The sequence below is a fragment of the Nocardia sp. NPDC058114 genome, from assembly GCF_042884695.1.
Lineage (GTDB): Bacteria > Actinomycetota > Actinomycetes > Mycobacteriales > Mycobacteriaceae > Nocardia.
Map to the genome: position 1 here is coordinate 1,220,152 of NZ_JBHVTK010000001.1, position 14,974 is coordinate 1,235,125.

The window sequence follows — 14,974 nt, forward strand, 5'->3', positions numbered from 1 at the left end:
GTAATATCGTTCGCGATACGAAGAGCCTTCATTTCCGCTCAGGTCAGGAGCAGATTCGATGCGTTGCACCGTTCGTCTCGGCCTCGCGGTCGCCGCTGTCACCGTCGCCGGGATCGCCGGACAGGCCACCGCCGCCGCCCAGCCCAGCTATTACGACCCCGTCATCACGCCGTGCAGTCACCTGTTCCGCACCCCGCTCGAGATGCCACGTCCTGGCACGGATGTGTACTGGAGTCCGTTCGGGACGTCGAACATCGTCTGCTACGACGACGGCACCGGGATGGAGAACTACTACCAGCGCGACCCCTGGGGCCGCTGGCACGACATGAACGAGCTGACTCCCGGTCACTTCTTCTACGTGATCGTCGATTCCTCGGTCCCCGATCAGGCGACCTGGGGCTGAGCGGACCGGAGGACGCGGCCGGCGACATCGTGGTCGCCGACCGCTCGGGGTCACGCCGACACTGCCGCGCCCCCGGATCTTTCGGTCGCCTCCGGAGTGTGGCCGGGCGATTCGATCGGTGGTCCGGCCTGCGCTGGGGTCCGCACGGCGAAGCCGATCAGTCCGGCGAGGACCGCGACCGCGGCGGTCACGTACCAGGCGCGCTGGAAGGCGTCGAGCGTGGCAGCGGGGGTGTCGGGCGTACCGAGCAGCGCGACGAGAAGTGCGACGCCGAGGGCGAGGCCGAGTTGGCGGGCCATGCTCAGGACGCCCGATCCGGTCGCGAAGCGTTGCGGGGGCAGGGTTCCCGCGCCGACGGCGAACGCGGTCGGCAGGGTGAGTCCCACGCCGAGACCGGTCAGCAGCATGCCGCCGAGCAGGCCACCGACATAGTCCGGTGACAGTTCGGCTGCGCGCGCCCACCACAGGAGTCCACCGCCGAAGGCGAGTCCGCCTGCCGCGATCACCGGTCCCGCACCGAGTCGCGCGATGAGTTTGCCCGCGGCGATGGCGACGAACGGCACGACCAGGGGGCCGGGCGCGATCGCGAGTCCGGTCTGCAAGGCCGACCACCCCCACACGTTCTGCGCCCAGAGCGTGACCGAGAGCAGCATGCCCGCGAACGCGATCTGGAACACCAGCGAATTCGCACCCGCGAGCACGAAATTCGGGACCCGGAGCAGGGCGGGGTCGACGATCGGGCTGTGATGACGAGCCGAGCTCACGGCGAAGACGACCCCGAGCACGATCGCGATACCGAACGCGGCGAGGACTCCGGTGGAGGTCCAGCCCCAGTCGGGACCCTGGACGACGGCCAGGATCAGCGACCCGACCGCCCCGATCAGCGCGCCCGCACCCAGCAGATCGGGCAGCGGGCCGCCCGCGGCGGGCGGGCACGGCAGCTTACGGACGCCGATCGCGAACGCCGCCAACCCGATCGGCACGTTCACGAGAAACACCCAGCGCCAATCGATTTCGACCAGCAAGCCGCCGAGCACCGGGCCCAGCGCGGCGCCGAGACCACCGAACGCGACCCACAGCCGCACCGCACCCGCGCGCCGCTGCGGCGGTGTCGCGGCGAGTACCAGTGCGAGGGAGGACGGGGTGAGCAGGGCGCATCCCACCGCCTGCAGAACACGGAAGGCGATGAGCGACTCCACGTTCCAGGCCGCCGAGCACAGTGCCGATCCGATCACGAAGATCGCCAGGCCGGTGAGAAAGGTGGCGCGGTTGCCGCCGCGGTCGCCGAGGCGACCGGCCGGAACGAGCAGGGCGGCGAAGACGATGGCGTAGAGGTTGAGCACCCAGGACAGTTCGGTCAGGCCGGCGCCGAAGTCGTCTGCCATGGCGGGCATGGCGACATTGACGATGAACAGGTCCAGGCTCGACAACAGCACGCCGATGGAGACGATGGCGAGCACCAACCGGGGATTGGTCTCCCGGAGTGGGGTAGTGGATGGCATGTTCCAGCTCTCGTTCAGCCGAGGACGCGGCGGGTTTGACGGGCGGTGGCGAGCAGCACGCCGTCGCCGTCCCAGATATCGGTGTCGTCGACCGACCAGCCGTCACCGGAACTGACGTTCGTGGCGCGGACCAGCACGGGCGTGTCGCCGAGGTGGGTGAGATCGGCGTGCAGTTGCAGCGACAGGGTGACGGTGGGGACGGCGACCGGCGCGGTGAGCAGCGGGAACAGTCCCGGTGGCAGCGCGTCGGCGAGGACGGCCAGGCTCGGCGCGTCGAGGGGCAGCGCGGGGTCGAGTGCGATCCAGGCGCACATCATCGCCTCGTCCGCGCCGCTGAGAGGCAACGGGCCCGCGGCGGGACGGATGACGAAATGCGCGCCGACGGGCACGATCTCCGGCGGCAGCCGGAACAGCGCGCAGTCCGGTGCGGCCGCGACGACGGGTGCGGGTCTGGCGCTGTGGGCGGGGATCCCGGTCGCGCCGGGCGCGCCCAGGGTGACGGTGGCCGCGGCGACCCGCGCACCGTCCTGTTCGGCGACCACGTCCAGCATCGTCGTGCTGCGCCCGACCAAGTATTCGGTGGCGTGCAGGGTGAACGCGCCGGTCGCCGGTCGGCCGAGGAACCGGACATCGGCGGCGCGTACGGGGTGCTCGCGCGAGCTCGCCTGCTGGGCGACGTCGATCAGGAGCCCGGCGAGCGTGCCGCCGTGTGGGCCGGTCCAGCCGCGCCACGAGTCGTCGACGACGGCATGCCACCGCCCGGAGTCCGTGGCGGTGAGGGCGAATCGCGCGCCGAACCGCCCAGTGAGTTTCATCATGCAACTCACCGTAGATGGGTGAGTTCTTTCATGCAACCGACTAGACTCGGGGCATGCGGCGCACCAGCTTCGAAGACATGAACTGCTCCCTGGCCCAGTGCTTGGAAGTGGTCGGGGAGTGGTGGACCTTGTTGATCGTGCGTGACGCCCTCTTCGGCGTGACCCGTTTCGACGAGTTCCGCGACCGCCTCGGCATCGCCCGCAACGTGCTCACTCAACGCCTCGAAGGCCTGGTCGAACACGAGATCATGACGAGAGAGCCCTACCAGGACAACCCCGTCCGCTACGACTACCGCCTGACCGCCAAGGGCCGCTCCCTGTGGCAGGTGATCACCGCGATGCGCCAGTGGGGCGACGAATGGGCCGCCCCGAACGGGCCCCCGGTAGAGGTCCTGCACCGCACCTGCGCCCACCTCACCACCATCGAACCCACCTGCTCGCACTGCGGCGAGCGAGTCCACGGCCGCGACCTGACGCTGATGGACGGCCCCGGCGCGGGTGATCGTTCTCCGCTACCCGAGTCGCTACGCGGGTGAAGTCGCCCCGGCGTCATCGTCGCGCGCGCCGGTCATGGGGGCGCCGGCACGACACTTGCGCGGTGCGGGCCGAATGTCGTTGATAGGACGTGCTTTCGATCAGTCAGCCGCGCAGTCCGCGCAGCGCGGTCTCCACGACGCGATCGGCGAATTCGGTGGTGAGGGTGCCGGTGCGCAGGAGCCAGCGGTCCATCAGTGGGCCCCAGATCATCGCGATGGCCACGTCGAGGTCGATATCGGGGGCGATCTGGCCCGCGGTTTGCGCGGCGGCGAGTCTGCGACGTTTCAGGTCGTCCACGGGGCTCTGTAGGCGTTCGACGTAGGTGGCGGCCAGGGCGGTGTCGTGCATGATGGCGCTGGTCAGGCCGCGCAGGGGGAGGTCGAAGCGGGGGTCGGCGAGTTCGGCGACGGTCGCGCGCAGGACCAGTTTCAGGTCGGCTTCCAGGTCGCCGGTGTCGGGCAGGCCCGGTGTCGCGTCGTCGCCGGTCTCGCTGAGCATCAGGAAGGCGTCGAGCAGGACGGCGCCCTTGGACGGCCACCACCGGTAGATCGTCTGCTTGCCGACACCTGCCCTGGCGGCGATCGCCTCGATGGTCAGCTTGTCGTAGCCGATCTCGCCCGCCAGCTCGAAGGCGGCGGACAGGATGGCGCGCCGAGATCCTTCGTTGCGCCGGGTCGCGTCGGCCGACGGCCGGGGGTTCTGCTGACTCATGCCGCCATCCTAGCAATCGAGGAGACGAGACGTTGCGTCTTGACAGGGCGGTGAACCGCTGGCATCCTCGGATCATCAGACGAGACGCAACGTCTTGTCTAGTCAAGGAGGAACGCCATGACCACCGCCGCTACCACCGCATCCCGCGTCTGGTTCATCACCGGAGCGAGCCGCGGTCTCGGTCGCGCCTTCGCCGAAGCGGCGCTGGCGGCGGGGGACCGGGTCGCCGCCGCCGCGCGCACCGGATCCGCCCTCGACGAACTCGCCGCGGCCCATCCCGGCCGGGTACTGCCGTTGACCGTCGATGTCACCGACCGCGCCGCGGTGCACGCGGCGGTCGATGCCGCTGTCGCCCACTTCGGCCGCCTCGACATCGTGGTCAACAACGCGGGCACGCTTTCGATGGGCATGATCGAGGAGTTCAGCGAAGCCGAGGCTCGCGCGCAGATGGAGGTCAACTTCTTCGGCGCGCTCTGGGTGAGTCAGGCCGTGCTCCCGCATCTGCGCGCGCAGCGCAGCGGGCACATCGTGCAGGTGTCGAGCATCGGCGGACTCGCCGGGTTCCCGCTGTCGGGAATGTATGCCGCGAGCAAGTTCGCGCTCGAGGGCATGAGCGAGGCCCTGGCGATGGAAGCCGCGGAATTCGGTGTGCGCGTGAGTATTCTGCAGCCGGGCGGGTACTGGACCGACCTGTATTCGGCGATGGTGAACACCACCCCGATCCAGGCCTACGCCCCGCTGCGTGCCCAGCTCGAGGCCCAGTGGGCCGAGGGATCGGTCGACAGCGAGCCCGCCCTCGCCGCCGAGGCGCTGCTCACACTCGTCGGCGCCGGGGAGCCGCCGCTGCGCCTGCTGCTCGGAAACATGGTGTACGACTTGGCCTTCGACCTCGCGCGCGCCAAGATGGCCACCTGGTCGGCCTGGGAGCAGACCAGCCGAGCCGCGGAACGGGCAGTCCCCGCGCCGGGCTCGGCATAGTCTCAGGTGGTGACGGGAGTTCGTGCGGCGCGATCGATCAGGTACTCGACCAGGTGGGTCAGCACCGCCTTGGCCGAGGGCCGATCGCGCGCGTCGCACAGGATCACCGGCGTGTTCGGATCCAGGTCCAGGGCATCACGCACCTCGTCGACCGTGTAGCGCGGCGCGCCGTCGAAGCAGTTCACCGCGATCAGGAACGGCAAGCCGCGCCGCTCGAAGAAGTCCACCGCCGCGAACGAATTGCTCAATCGCCGGGTGTCGGCCAGCACGATCGCGCCGAGGGCGCCACGGCACAGCTCGTCCCACAGGAACCAGAAGCGGTCCTGTCCGGGCGTACCGAACAGGTACAGCACCAGATCCCGGTCGATGGTGATGCGCCCGAAGTCCAGCGCGACGGTGGTCGTGTGCTTCTGCTCCACCCCCGACAGGTCGTCGACGCCGGTGCTGACCTCGGTGATCAGCTCTTCGGTCCGCAGCGGCGCGATCTCGCTGATCGCACCGACCATGGTGGTCTTGCCGACGCCGAAGCCGCCGGCGATGAGGATTTTGACCGAGGCGGCCATGTGCTGGTCGCCTGCGGACATCGGGTCAAAGTTTTCGGATGCCATCCAGAACCGCTCGCAATATGTTGAGGTCACCGGCACCGGCCTCGGCCGCTACCGGAGCCCGGAAGATGAGGTGGCCCTCGGCGATGAGATCACCGACGAGGATCTTGGTTACCGCCAGAGGCAGTTTCAGCACGGCCGAGACCTCGGCCACCGACTGCGGACGCTTGCACATCTGTGCGATCGTCGCGTACTCGGGTTCTGGTTTGCGCAGGGTGGGGGCGGGGTATACCGCCACCACCACTGTGAGCATGTCCAGGTCGTGCGCCGCGCCCATGGTGCGGCCGCGGGTCACCGCGTACGGCCTGACCAGGGGTCCGGCCGCGTCGTCGAACCACGGATCGCCGAGTCGAGTCATTGTCGAGACTTTCTATAGCTGCGCATGCCCGTGCCGCGGCTCCGTAGACAGATAGCTGCCGACCCGCTGCACGGTGAGATTCATTTCGTAGGCGACCATGCCGAGATTGGCCGATTCGTTGGCTTGCAGTGCCAGGCAAGCGTTGTCACCGGCCGAGGTCACGAAGAGCACGGCCCGATCGAGCTCGATCACCGCTTGGCGCACGCCGCCGCCGTCGAACCGGCTGCCCGCGCTGCGGGCGAGACCGTAGAGGGTCGAGGACATGGCGGCGAAGTGTTCGGCGTCTTCACGCTTCATCTGCGAGGAGCGTCCGAGCAGCAGTCCGTCGGTGGACAGCACGACCGCGTAGCGGACCCCTGCCAGCCGGTCGACGAGATCGTCGAGTAGCCAGTTGAGATCACCGGGGGAAGAGTTCACCTCAGCCTTCCTGTTCGTCCTGGTTCGATGTGGTCTGTTGTTTGCGACCCTGGCGGGTGCCGTTCTCGATCGCGGACATGATGTCGCGCGCCTGTTCTGCGGAGCGGGGGCGCTCGGGTGCGCGCGGCGCCTCGGCGGCGGGCTCGGCGAGCTCGGGCGCCAGATTGGTCTGCCTGCTGCGACGCGGCAGCGCGGGTCGTTCGTCGGAGCCGGTGTCGTAGTGCGGGGTCTGCGCGGGGGGCGCCTCGGGGGCCGGTGCCATCGGGCGCGGGGTCGGCGGGTCGGCGACCAGGGTCGCGACCGGCGCGGGCGCGGATTCGAGGGCGGCGATCGGTCCCGAATCCTGCGGTGCGGGCAGCCCACGACGCAGCGGGCCGGTCATCGTGGGCGGCGTGCCCGCGAGGTCGGCCTCGCCGGCCAGCAACTGCTGGGGGATCAGCACGATGGCGCGGATGCCGCCGTAATCGGATTCGCTCAGCCGCACCGACACACCGTGCGCGAGGGCCAGCCGGGCGACCACGAACAGGCCCAGGCGCGAGTCCGAGGACAGCGTGCCGACACCGAAATCCGGCGGATCGGCCAGCATGGTGTTGTAGCGGACCAGGTCGTCGGCGCTCATGCCCATGCCCTGATCGGTGATCTCGACGACCACGCCCTTGCCGACGACATTGCCGCTCGCCTCGACCCGCGACTGCGGCGGGGAGAACGCGGTGGCGTTGTCGACGAGCTCGGCGAGCAGGTGCACGAGGTCGGCCACGACGGTGCCGACGACGCTGACCTCGGGCAGCTTGGTGACCCGCACGCGCGCGTAGTCGAGCGTTTCGCCGATGGCGCTGCGCACCACGTCCATCACCGGCACGGGCTGACGCCACTGCCGTCCCGGGCGACCGCCGCCGAGGATGATCAGGTTCTCGGCGTTGCGACGTTCACGGGTGGCCAGGTGATCGAGCCGGAACAGCGTCTCGAGCAGTGCCGGATCCTCTTGGCGGCGTTCGGCTTCGTCGAGGATCTCGAGCTGGCGGTGCACCACGATCTGGCTGCGGTGGGCGATGTTGAGGAACACCGCGCGCACGCCCTCGCGAGTACGGGCCTCGTCGACCGCGGCACCGATCGCCGCGGCGGCGGCGTGTTCGAAGGCCTTGGCGACCTGACCGATCTCGTCGTGCCCGAAGTCCAGGGTGGGCGCGGTGTCGGCCGGGTCGACCTCGCCACCGTCACGCAGGGTGCGCATGGTGGCGGGCAGCTGCTCGTCGGCGAGTTGCAGTGTCGCGGTACGCAGCCGGCGCAGCCGGCGAATGATCCGGTTCGCCAGGACGATCGCGATGAGGAAGACGAGCGCACTGAGCGCGAGCACGCCGCCGCCCGCCAGCGCGGCATTGGTCTCGGCCTTGCGCGAGGAATCCTCGGCAAGCTTCTGCACATGGTCGTTGTAGCTGGTGTAGGAGTCGAGCAGGCTCCGGTTGACCTCGGCCGCGGCGTTCTGCCATTCGGGAATCGGCATCGGCAGTGCGACGGGGGTGGGAGCCTTGCTGGTCGAGGTACTCGCCTGGGCGGCCGCCGACACCGCGAAACGCTGCACGAGAGCGGATTCCATCGCGCTCAGCCGCTGCCAGTGCCCGGTGGCCGTCAACGCGACGACGGCGCCGCGCTCGGGTTCGTCGAGTCCGGCGGCCAGGTTGGCGATTTCGCCGTGGTAGAGGCCGCTCTGGTTGGTGAACTCGTCGAGCGGGATGGTCGAGGCGCCGTCCGAGGCCACCATCGCGGCGGCGACCGCGTTGCTGCGCGACATCGCCTCGGCGGCACCGAGCAAGCGCAAGCCCTCGGACACACCGGTCGCGACGACCGCGTCGGGTGCCGCGCGCTCGGCGACCTTGGTGCCCTGGATGATCACGTTGAGCAGCGAGTTGTAGAACAGGTAGGCGTCCGCGATCGGCAGCATCCGGGCGTCGGCGCCCTTGCGCACGCCGTCCAGATGCGTGCCGAGAGTGGCGAAGCCGGCCTTGTCGTTGCCGATGTTGGAGTCATCGATCGCGCGCAGGTTCTCACCGGCGGCGATCAGGCCGCGAAAGGCGCCGTCCATGCGCGTGCGCGCGGCGGCCAGGCCGAGTGCGGCGGTCTCGTCGCCCGCGATGTGGGCCAGGGTCAGGTGGCGCTCGGATTGGACCGCCTCGATCAGCTCACGGGCCGGTACGGCGGCATCCTGCAACTGCACGGCCCACGACTTGGCCTTGTTGCTCTGCTCGACCAGGTAGCCCGCCGTACCGACGCCGACCACCACCAGAGTCAAACTCGGGATGAGAGCAATCGCCAGAATCCGGGTGCGCACACCGAGTCTCGCTAAGAACATCGCCATAACGTAACGGAATCGTTGCACTGTTGTCGCCTGTGTCTCGCTGAGCGAGACGCGATTTGGTTTGCGCGGGAACACATTTGCTATATGGGGGTGAAAACGAAAAAACGGCGAGCTCACCCCGCCGGCTGAGCCGCGATGGCCCAGTCGGCGGGGGCTCGCCGCGACCTGGCAGCGCCGGGAAAGATGCTGCCAGGTCAGGTTTTCGGCGGGCGCCGCTACAGTGTGCGGTCGGCGCCCGTGCGTGGTGGCGGCCCGGCCGCCAGTGCCGCGTGCTCCGCCTCGGTCAGCAGCCTGGCGCGCAACACGAATCGCATGCCCTGGCCTGCCTCGAGCGAATCCTCGGCAGCCTCACCGCGCGTCACATCGACGGTGAGGTGGGTATCTTTCCAGCATTCGAATTGTGCCGCGCTGATCCAGAATTCGGTGTGCCAGCTGAGCCGGCCGAGCAGGATGTCGGCCTTCTCGATCGGGAACTGCTTGGCCGACAGGCACACCGGTGCGGCGTCGTCGTCGCAGCCCTCGCCGGCCTGGCGGAACAGCACCGGGCCGTTGTCCTCGATGAGGCGGCGGAGCAGGGTCTGAGCGCGCTCGGTGATCTCCACACGGTGGATTCGATTCTGCATCAGAACATCCCGAGTTTCGTCGTCGAATAACTGACCAGCAGGTTCTTGGTCTGCTGGTAGTGCCCGAGCATCATCGCGTGGTTCTCCCTGCCGAACCCCGACTTCTTGTAGCCGCCGAACGCGGCATGGGCGGGGTAGGCGTGGTAGCAGTTGGTCCAGACCCGGCCTGCCTTGATGCCGCGGCCGAGTCGGTGGGCGGTGTTCATGTCGCGGGTCCACACGCCCGCACCGAGACCGTAGAGGGTGTCGTTGGCGATGCGGATCGCTTCGTCGACGGTATCGAAGCGGGTGACCGCGACGACCGGGCCGAAGATCTCCTCCTGGAAGATCCGCATCGTATTGTCACCGGAGAAGACCGTGGGTTCGATGTAGTACCCACCCGGTAGACCGTCGACCTTGCGTGCTTCCCCTCCAGTGAGCACACGGGCGCCTTCGGCTCTGCCGATGTCGAAATAGGACAGAATCTTCTCGTACTGGTCGTTGCCGGCCTGTGCGCCGATCATCGTCTCGGTGTCGAGTGGATGACCGGACACGATGGCCTCGGTGCGGGCGATGGCGCGGGCGAGGAACTCGTCGTAGATCGACGAGTGGATCAGCGCCCGCGACGGGCACGTGCACACCTCGCCCTGGTTCAGGGCGAACATGACGAACCCCTCGACGGCCTTGTCGAGGTAATCGTCGTCGGCGGCCAGCACATCGGGCAGGAAGATGTTGGGGCTCTTGCCACCGAGTTCGAGAGTGACCGGAATGATGTTCTCGCTGGCGTACTGCATGATCAGCCGCCCGGTGGTGGTCTCGCCGGTGAAGGCGAGCTTGGCCACCCGTGGGCTCTGTGCCAGCGGTTTGCCCGCCTCGACACCGAAACCGTTGACCACGTTGAGAACTCCGTCGGGTAACAGATCCGCGATGAGTTCGACGACGAGCAGCAGCGACGCCGGTGTCTGTTCGGCCGGTTTGATGACGACGCAGTTGCCCGCCGCCAGCGCGGGTGCGAGTTTCCAGGCGGCCATCAGGATCGGGAAGTTCCACGGAATGATTTGGCCGACCACGCCGAGCGGTTCGTGGAAGTGATAGGCGACCGTGTCGGCGTCGATCTGGGACAGCGAGCCCTCTTGGGCGCGAAGCACACCCGCGAAGTACCGGAAGTGATCGATGGCCAGCGGGAGGTCCGCCGCCAGGGTTTCGCGCACCGGTTTGCCGTTGTCCCAGGTCTCGGCCACGGCCAGCGGTTCGAGACTGTTCTCGATCCGGTCGGCGATCTTGAGCAGGATGTCGGCCCGCTCGGTGACCGAGGTCGCGGCCCATCGCTCGGTGGCGCGGTGTGCCGCCTCGAGCGCCATGTCGATGTCGGCGGCGCTGGAACGGGCCACCGCGCAGAAGATCTCACCGTCGACCGGTGAGGTGTTGTCGAAATAACGGCCTTCGACAGGGGGCGACCAGTCACCTCCGATGAAGTTGTCGTATCGGGCGGCATAGCTGACTATGCCGGTATCCGATCCGGGTTTGCCGTAGATCATTCGCCTCGCTCCTCGCGACCTCTGCGTGGTGCCCCACACTATGGTCGGCGAAGGTTGGTACGAGGTTGGTGACGGCGTCTGCGCAGGTCAGCCCTGGCGTGCGGTGAAAAGCCGGGCCGTCACGACGGCGCGGCGGACATCGTCGCGAGGCAGTAGCCGCAGGGCGTGCTCGTGCACGGCGACATCGCCGGGGCAGCGCTGCCCGAACGCGACCGCGTGCTCGGGCCGGTCGCTGCCCAGCACGGCGTTGCGAATGCCGACATCGAGGTGGGCGCGCCACTGTTCGACGCCGGGCAGATCCGATCCGGGCAGCAGTGGTCCGCGATACAGCCACAGCGCCGAGGTGAGGTCGCCGCCCTCGATGGCGGCCAGTAGGTCCACCGCGTCGCAGGACACCTGGCCGGTGAGCATGTAGCGCCGGTTGGTGATCTCGCCGCGGGTGGCGCGGCGCAGGTGCGACACATCGGCTTTGAGCGTGTTCAGCGACACCGGCCGCTCACCGTAGACCGCGGCGTGCAATTGCTCGGGGGTGTAGCCGTCGGGCTCGAGCGCCAGCAGCGCGAGGATCTCGAGTTGGCGCGGCGGCAGCGGCACCGGCCTGCCGTCGCGCAAAAGCCGTGCGGCGCCGAGGCATTCGAGCCGAACACCCGGTGCCGGGGTGGGCGCCTCGGCGCGCAGCATGGTCTCCACGGCGGTGACCAATGCGCGGACCGAGGTCATCACCATCGGATGCGAACGTTCCCACGTCGAGGACAGATCGAGCACGCCCACCGTGCGGCCGTCGGGGCCGTGGATCGGCGCGGAGTAGCAGACCCAGCCGTGCAGCGCGGCGACGAGATGCTCGGCGGAGAACACGGTGACGGCCCTGTCGTCGTGCAGGGCCAGAGATAACCCGTTGGTGCCCATGTGGCTTTCGTCCCAGACCCCGCCCGGCGCGAAGTTCACCGCCTCCCCTTGGCGGCGCAGCGTGCGATCGCCCGCGGTCCACAAGATGGTGCCCGATTCGTCACTGACGACGGCGAGATAGCCCGACTCCTCGGCCATTCCGCGCAGCTGACCCGCGAGTTCGGTGACCGGTCTGCGCAGCGGGGATTCCGACCAGCGGTCACTGATGTCGTTGAATCCGGGAGCGACTTCGGTGGCGGGGTCGACGGTGTGCAGGGAGCGCTGCCAGGATTTGGCGACATCGTTGCGCACGGCCCCGGTGTCGCGGGGCAGGGTCAGCGGGCGCGAGGGTGCGGCGAGGCGGTTCCACTGCTTCTCGAGTTCGACCCGGTAGTCCGAGAGTCGTTCGGGCCGGTGCGGTCCGGCGATCGGGTCGTCGTGGGCGCCTGGTGCCCTGCCCAGTTCCTCGCCCACGTTCACTCCCTGCTCGTCGGTGACGCACCGTTCCAGCGACGAGAACGGGTGTGGCGCTTACTGTCTATCAGCTGTGCCACCGCCGTGGGAACGTTTGTGCCCAGGACGGCCGGTCACCGGTCGCCGGGTTGTCGCGTTGCCTTGACGCCGGTGACTATTTGTTCAGGAATATCCCGGCGATATCGGCGTTCTTGATCGGGGTGTCGACATTGCGCTGAGTCGCGCACAGCAGATCGACCTGCACGATCATCGAGTCGACCACGGTGCCCGCCGGTTCGTTGTCGTTGCCGGTCTGCTGCTTGATCGCCTTGGTGATGGTGATCCGCTTGGTGTTCGCGTCCTGGTTGACGTAGTCGCGACAGCTCGTGTCACCGCCCTGGTTGAGCACTCGCTCGACCTCGGTGCATCCGGTGGCCAGTGCCGCCAGCACCGCGACGCCCACCGCGACGGCGCCGGTTCGGGTGTTGGCGTGCATGATTCCTCCTGGAATGGTTCGCTGCGCGCGGTTGCGCGTCGACGCCAGCTTATGCGGTGGTGCTCAGGCGCGGTGGATTCGCAGGGGAACCCGCAGCTCGGCGGCGGTGAGTGAGCCGTGGTGGCCGATCATCATCGATTGCAGCGGTTCGGCGCCCGACCGCACGACACCGCCGTCGCCGCTCGCGATCACGACGAGATCGCCGATGCGCGCGGCGGCGTCGCGGGTGACGACCGGGCCGAACCAGCCTGCCTCGATCGCCTCGTCTCGGGTGCGCACCAGGAATCCGCTCCCGAGAACGCCGCGCCAGGTGTCGGCGACCGCGGCGGGGTTGTCGGTGTAGACGTGGCGGGCGCGTGGTTCACCGCCGAGTGCCGCGACATCGTCCGACAGGTGCGGGTGGGTGTCGAAGTCGACGCGCTCGCGCAGTTCGATCATGCCGTGATCGGCGGTGACGATCAGCGCCGAGCGAGCGGGCAGGCGCGCGGCGATCTCGGCGGCGATCCGGTCGACATTGGCGAGTTCGAACCGCCATGCGCGGCTGGCGGGCCCGCGAGCGTGGCCGGTGGTGTCGAGTTCCGAATGGTAGGTGTAGACCAGGGTTTTCGGTGCCGAGGTGAGGGCGTTGAGAACTCCGTCGACGAGATCGCCGACCGAGTAGGCGGTGCGGAATTCGCCGCCGCGCCAGCCGGCCGAGGTCAGGCCGGAACCGTCCTGGTAGCTCGGTGCGACCTGTACCGCCGTGATGCCCGCCGCGGTGGCGCGCTCGAAGACGGTGCGATGCGGCTGGATCCGGTCTGGTGGGAGCGTGGCGCGTGCGTCGGCCTTCGGTCCGTCGCCCATGAGTTGCCACCTGAGCGAGTTGAACAGGCGTTCCTCGCCGGGCAGGCGCATGCAGTAGCCGACGATGCCGTGCTCGCCGGCGGGCAGGCCGGTGCCGAGGGTGGTCAGACTCGTCGCCGTGGTGCTCGGGAACCCGGCGTCGATGCTCGCCTCGGGCAGGCTCGTCAGGAACGGCGCCGCAGCGGATTCGGCCGCCAGGGCTTGTGCGCCGAGTCCGTCCACGAGTAATACGCAGACGCGGTCGACGTCGAGATCGAGGCCGAGTCGGTCGGTGTCGCCGGGGACGCCGAGGCAGCTCAGTACCGACGGGAGGAGATCGGCGAGTGTGGCTGTGCCGTAACGCGGGGTGAGAAGAAGATCGTCGGTCACGCCTGTCCTGTTTCGAATCGGCTGATCAGCCCGTCGCGCAGGACGAACTGCCAGGTGGTGCGCATCGAACCCCACCGGCTGTTGGTGTAGTCGGCGGTGAGGGCGAGGCCGTCGTCGGAGTCGACCGTGTCCACGACCAGATGTCCGTTGCTGCTGAAGATCTCGGCCTCGGTCCACTGGGCGAGATTGCGTTCGACACCGTCATCGGACATCGTCGCGTCCTCGGTGAGCACACCGTAGAACTGGTCGGTGTCCTGCGCGTTGAGCGCGTCGACGAACGCTTCGACCACGGGATCGAGTTTCGCGGTGCCGGACATCGGGCCTCCTGCTCGAAGCGGGTACGCACGGACAAAGACGGTGTTACTCACTCTAGGTGAGTGCACGTGCCGGGTCGCAGGAATTTGGGCGGCGCGTCAGGCGGTCGCCGATCCCGGCGCGATCAGCGCGGTGAAGGTGCGCATGATCGTGTCGACGAGTTCGGGGGCGTGCGTGCCCATCTGTTCACTGCGCTTCTCGAGATGTCCGTCGAGCCACAGCGATGCCAGCCCGTGTGCCAGTCCCCACCAGGCGACGGCCAGGGTCTCGGCGCGATCGGCGGGCAGCGCCCCGACGGCGACACAGTCGGCGACCGTCCGGACCAGGACGTCGAAGGCGGCGTCGCCGGCGGCGTGGGCGTCGGGGTGCTTTTCCGGCTGGGACAGTTCGGGCCGGAACATGAGCCGGAACTGGGCCGGGTGTTCGCGGGAGAACCGCACGTAGGCATCGCCGAGTTCGGTGAGGGCAGCCAGCGGGTCGGTGGTCGTGGCCCTGGCGGCGGTCAGATAGGCCGCCAACTGCTGGAAGCCGTCGATCGACAGGGTGGAGAGCAGCGCGGCGCGGTCGGCGAAATGGTGATAGGGCGCGCCGCTGCTGACCCCGGCCTCCCTGGCGACCCGGCGCAGGCTCACCGCGGCCAGGCCCTCGCTCTCGATCAGGCGCAGGCAGGCGTCCATCAGCGTGGCGCGCAGGTCGCCGTGGTGGTAACTGGTGCGCTTCACCCTCCGAGCGTATGCGAGACCCCTGTCGGAATTGGCACTGGACAGGAAATCTATGCAGTGTTTAGATTA

The 14,974-nt window shown here is 68.6% G+C and carries 17 protein-coding genes; 3 read left to right on the forward strand and 14 right to left on the reverse strand.

Annotated elements, in window-relative coordinates:
* The first annotated feature begins 58 nt into the window (after positions 1–58).
* Positions 59–403 carry a hypothetical protein gene (locus ACFVVI_RS05535; RefSeq protein ID WP_387443415.1) on the forward strand — a complete coding sequence of 115 codons (345 nt, stop codon included), beginning with the start codon at positions 59–61 and terminating at the stop codon, positions 401–403.
* Between the two features lie 50 nt (positions 404–453).
* On the opposite strand, the gene ACFVVI_RS05540 is transcribed toward ACFVVI_RS05535, so the two are convergent.
* Both ACFVVI_RS05540 and ACFVVI_RS05545 read right to left on the reverse strand, forming a co-directional pair.
* Positions 454–1,905, reverse strand: a complete 1,452-nt coding sequence (locus ACFVVI_RS05540; RefSeq protein WP_387443417.1) for an MFS transporter — start codon at positions 1,903–1,905, stop codon at positions 454–456.
* Positions 1,906–1,919: 14 nt separating this feature from the next.
* Entirely contained in the window at positions 1,920–2,723 is an 804-nt protein-coding gene (locus ACFVVI_RS05545; RefSeq protein WP_387443419.1) for a thioesterase family protein, read from the reverse strand.
* Between the two features lie 53 nt (positions 2,724–2,776).
* Here ACFVVI_RS05545 and ACFVVI_RS05550 point away from each other — a divergent pair, with 53 nt between their 5' ends.
* Positions 2,777–3,259: a winged helix-turn-helix transcriptional regulator gene (locus tag ACFVVI_RS05550; protein WP_387443422.1), complete on the forward strand. Its 483-nt coding sequence runs from the start codon at positions 2,777–2,779 to the stop codon at positions 3,257–3,259.
* A 103-nt stretch (positions 3,260–3,362) separates the two neighbouring features.
* On the opposite strand, the gene ACFVVI_RS05555 is transcribed toward ACFVVI_RS05550, so the two are convergent.
* The gene (locus ACFVVI_RS05555) at positions 3,363–3,971 is read right to left on the reverse strand and encodes a TetR/AcrR family transcriptional regulator (RefSeq protein WP_378987851.1); all 609 of its coding nucleotides are present in this window, start codon (positions 3,969–3,971) and stop codon (positions 3,363–3,365) included.
* 117 nt (positions 3,972–4,088) lie between these two features.
* Here ACFVVI_RS05555 and ACFVVI_RS05560 point away from each other — a divergent pair, with 117 nt between their 5' ends.
* Positions 4,089–4,949 (forward strand): SDR family NAD(P)-dependent oxidoreductase, encoded by an 861-nt coding sequence (locus ACFVVI_RS05560; protein ID WP_387443424.1) that lies wholly within the window; start codon positions 4,089–4,091, stop codon positions 4,947–4,949.
* A 2-nt stretch (positions 4,950–4,951) separates the two neighbouring features.
* Here ACFVVI_RS05560 and ACFVVI_RS05565 read toward each other — a convergent pair whose 3' ends face one another.
* The 11 genes from ACFVVI_RS05565 to ACFVVI_RS05615 form a co-directional block, all read right to left on the reverse strand.
* Positions 4,952–5,557 carry an ATP/GTP-binding protein gene (locus tag ACFVVI_RS05565; protein ID WP_101467406.1) on the reverse strand — a complete coding sequence of 202 codons (606 nt, stop codon included), beginning with the start codon at positions 5,555–5,557 and terminating at the stop codon, positions 4,952–4,954.
* Complete coding sequence (locus tag ACFVVI_RS05570; RefSeq protein WP_387443427.1) at positions 5,538–5,912, reverse strand: DUF742 domain-containing protein; 375 nt, start codon at positions 5,910–5,912, stop codon at positions 5,538–5,540. Before ACFVVI_RS05570 ends, ACFVVI_RS05565 begins: the two co-directional genes overlap by 20 nt.
* 12 nt (positions 5,913–5,924) lie before the next feature.
* Positions 5,925–6,329, reverse strand: coding sequence for a roadblock/LC7 domain-containing protein (locus ACFVVI_RS05575; protein ID WP_067453425.1), 405 nt, complete (start codon positions 6,327–6,329; stop codon positions 5,925–5,927).
* Between the two features lies 1 nt (position 6,330).
* Positions 6,331–8,676 (reverse strand): nitrate- and nitrite sensing domain-containing protein, encoded by a 2,346-nt coding sequence (locus ACFVVI_RS05580; protein ID WP_387443430.1) that lies wholly within the window; start codon positions 8,674–8,676, stop codon positions 6,331–6,333.
* A gap of 221 nt (positions 8,677–8,897) precedes the next feature.
* Entirely contained in the window at positions 8,898–9,305 is a 408-nt protein-coding gene (locus tag ACFVVI_RS05585; protein WP_378987837.1) for a DUF779 domain-containing protein, read from the reverse strand.
* Complete coding sequence (locus ACFVVI_RS05590) at positions 9,305–10,822, reverse strand: aldehyde dehydrogenase family protein (protein ID WP_387443432.1); 1,518 nt, start codon at positions 10,820–10,822, stop codon at positions 9,305–9,307. Before ACFVVI_RS05590 ends, ACFVVI_RS05585 begins: the two co-directional genes overlap by 1 nt.
* Before the next feature lie 87 nt (positions 10,823–10,909).
* Complete coding sequence (locus ACFVVI_RS05595) at positions 10,910–12,181, reverse strand: transcriptional regulator (protein ID WP_378987832.1); 1,272 nt, start codon at positions 12,179–12,181, stop codon at positions 10,910–10,912.
* Positions 12,182–12,335: 154 nt separating this feature from the next.
* Complete coding sequence (locus ACFVVI_RS05600; protein ID WP_378987829.1) at positions 12,336–12,656, reverse strand: hypothetical protein; 321 nt, start codon at positions 12,654–12,656, stop codon at positions 12,336–12,338.
* Positions 12,657–12,719: 63 nt separating this feature from the next.
* Entirely contained in the window at positions 12,720–13,868 is a 1,149-nt protein-coding gene (locus ACFVVI_RS05605; protein ID WP_387443436.1) for an alkaline phosphatase family protein, read from the reverse strand.
* A complete protein-coding gene (locus ACFVVI_RS05610; RefSeq protein WP_301900910.1) occupies positions 13,865–14,185 on the reverse strand; it encodes a nuclear transport factor 2 family protein in 321 nt (106 codons plus the stop codon). Before ACFVVI_RS05610 ends, ACFVVI_RS05605 begins: the two co-directional genes overlap by 4 nt.
* Positions 14,186–14,281: 96 nt before the next feature.
* Entirely contained in the window at positions 14,282–14,905 is a 624-nt protein-coding gene (locus ACFVVI_RS05615) for a TetR/AcrR family transcriptional regulator (protein WP_387443438.1), read from the reverse strand.
* Positions 14,906–14,974 lie beyond the last annotated feature (69 nt).

Coding starts and splice junctions, on each gene's coding strand:
- ACFVVI_RS05535 (WP_387443415.1), top strand. CDS start 59: ATGCGTTGCACCGTTCGTCTCGGCCTCGCGGTCGCCGCTGTCACCGTC.
- ACFVVI_RS05540 (WP_387443417.1), bottom strand. CDS start 1,905: ATGCCATCCACTACCCCACTCCGGGAGACCAATCCCCGGTTGGTGCTC.
- ACFVVI_RS05545 (WP_387443419.1), bottom strand. CDS start 2,723: ATGATGAAACTCACTGGGCGGTTCGGCGCGCGATTCGCCCTCACCGCC.
- ACFVVI_RS05550 (WP_387443422.1), top strand. CDS start 2,777: ATGCGGCGCACCAGCTTCGAAGACATGAACTGCTCCCTGGCCCAGTGC.
- ACFVVI_RS05555 (WP_378987851.1), bottom strand. CDS start 3,971: ATGAGTCAGCAGAACCCCCGGCCGTCGGCCGACGCGACCCGGCGCAAC.
- ACFVVI_RS05560 (WP_387443424.1), top strand. CDS start 4,089: ATGACCACCGCCGCTACCACCGCATCCCGCGTCTGGTTCATCACCGGA.
- ACFVVI_RS05565 (WP_101467406.1), bottom strand. CDS start 5,557: ATGGCATCCGAAAACTTTGACCCGATGTCCGCAGGCGACCAGCACATG.
- ACFVVI_RS05570 (WP_387443427.1), bottom strand. CDS start 5,912: ATGACTCGACTCGGCGATCCGTGGTTCGACGACGCGGCCGGACCCCTG.
- ACFVVI_RS05580 (WP_387443430.1), bottom strand. CDS start 8,676: ATGTTCTTAGCGAGACTCGGTGTGCGCACCCGGATTCTGGCGATTGCT.
- ACFVVI_RS05585 (WP_378987837.1), bottom strand. CDS start 9,305: ATGCAGAATCGAATCCACCGTGTGGAGATCACCGAGCGCGCTCAGACC.
- ACFVVI_RS05590 (WP_387443432.1), bottom strand. CDS start 10,822: ATGATCTACGGCAAACCCGGATCGGATACCGGCATAGTCAGCTATGCC.
- ACFVVI_RS05600 (WP_378987829.1), bottom strand. CDS start 12,656: ATGCACGCCAACACCCGAACCGGCGCCGTCGCGGTGGGCGTCGCGGTG.
- ACFVVI_RS05610 (WP_301900910.1), bottom strand. CDS start 14,185: ATGTCCGGCACCGCGAAACTCGATCCCGTGGTCGAAGCGTTCGTCGAC.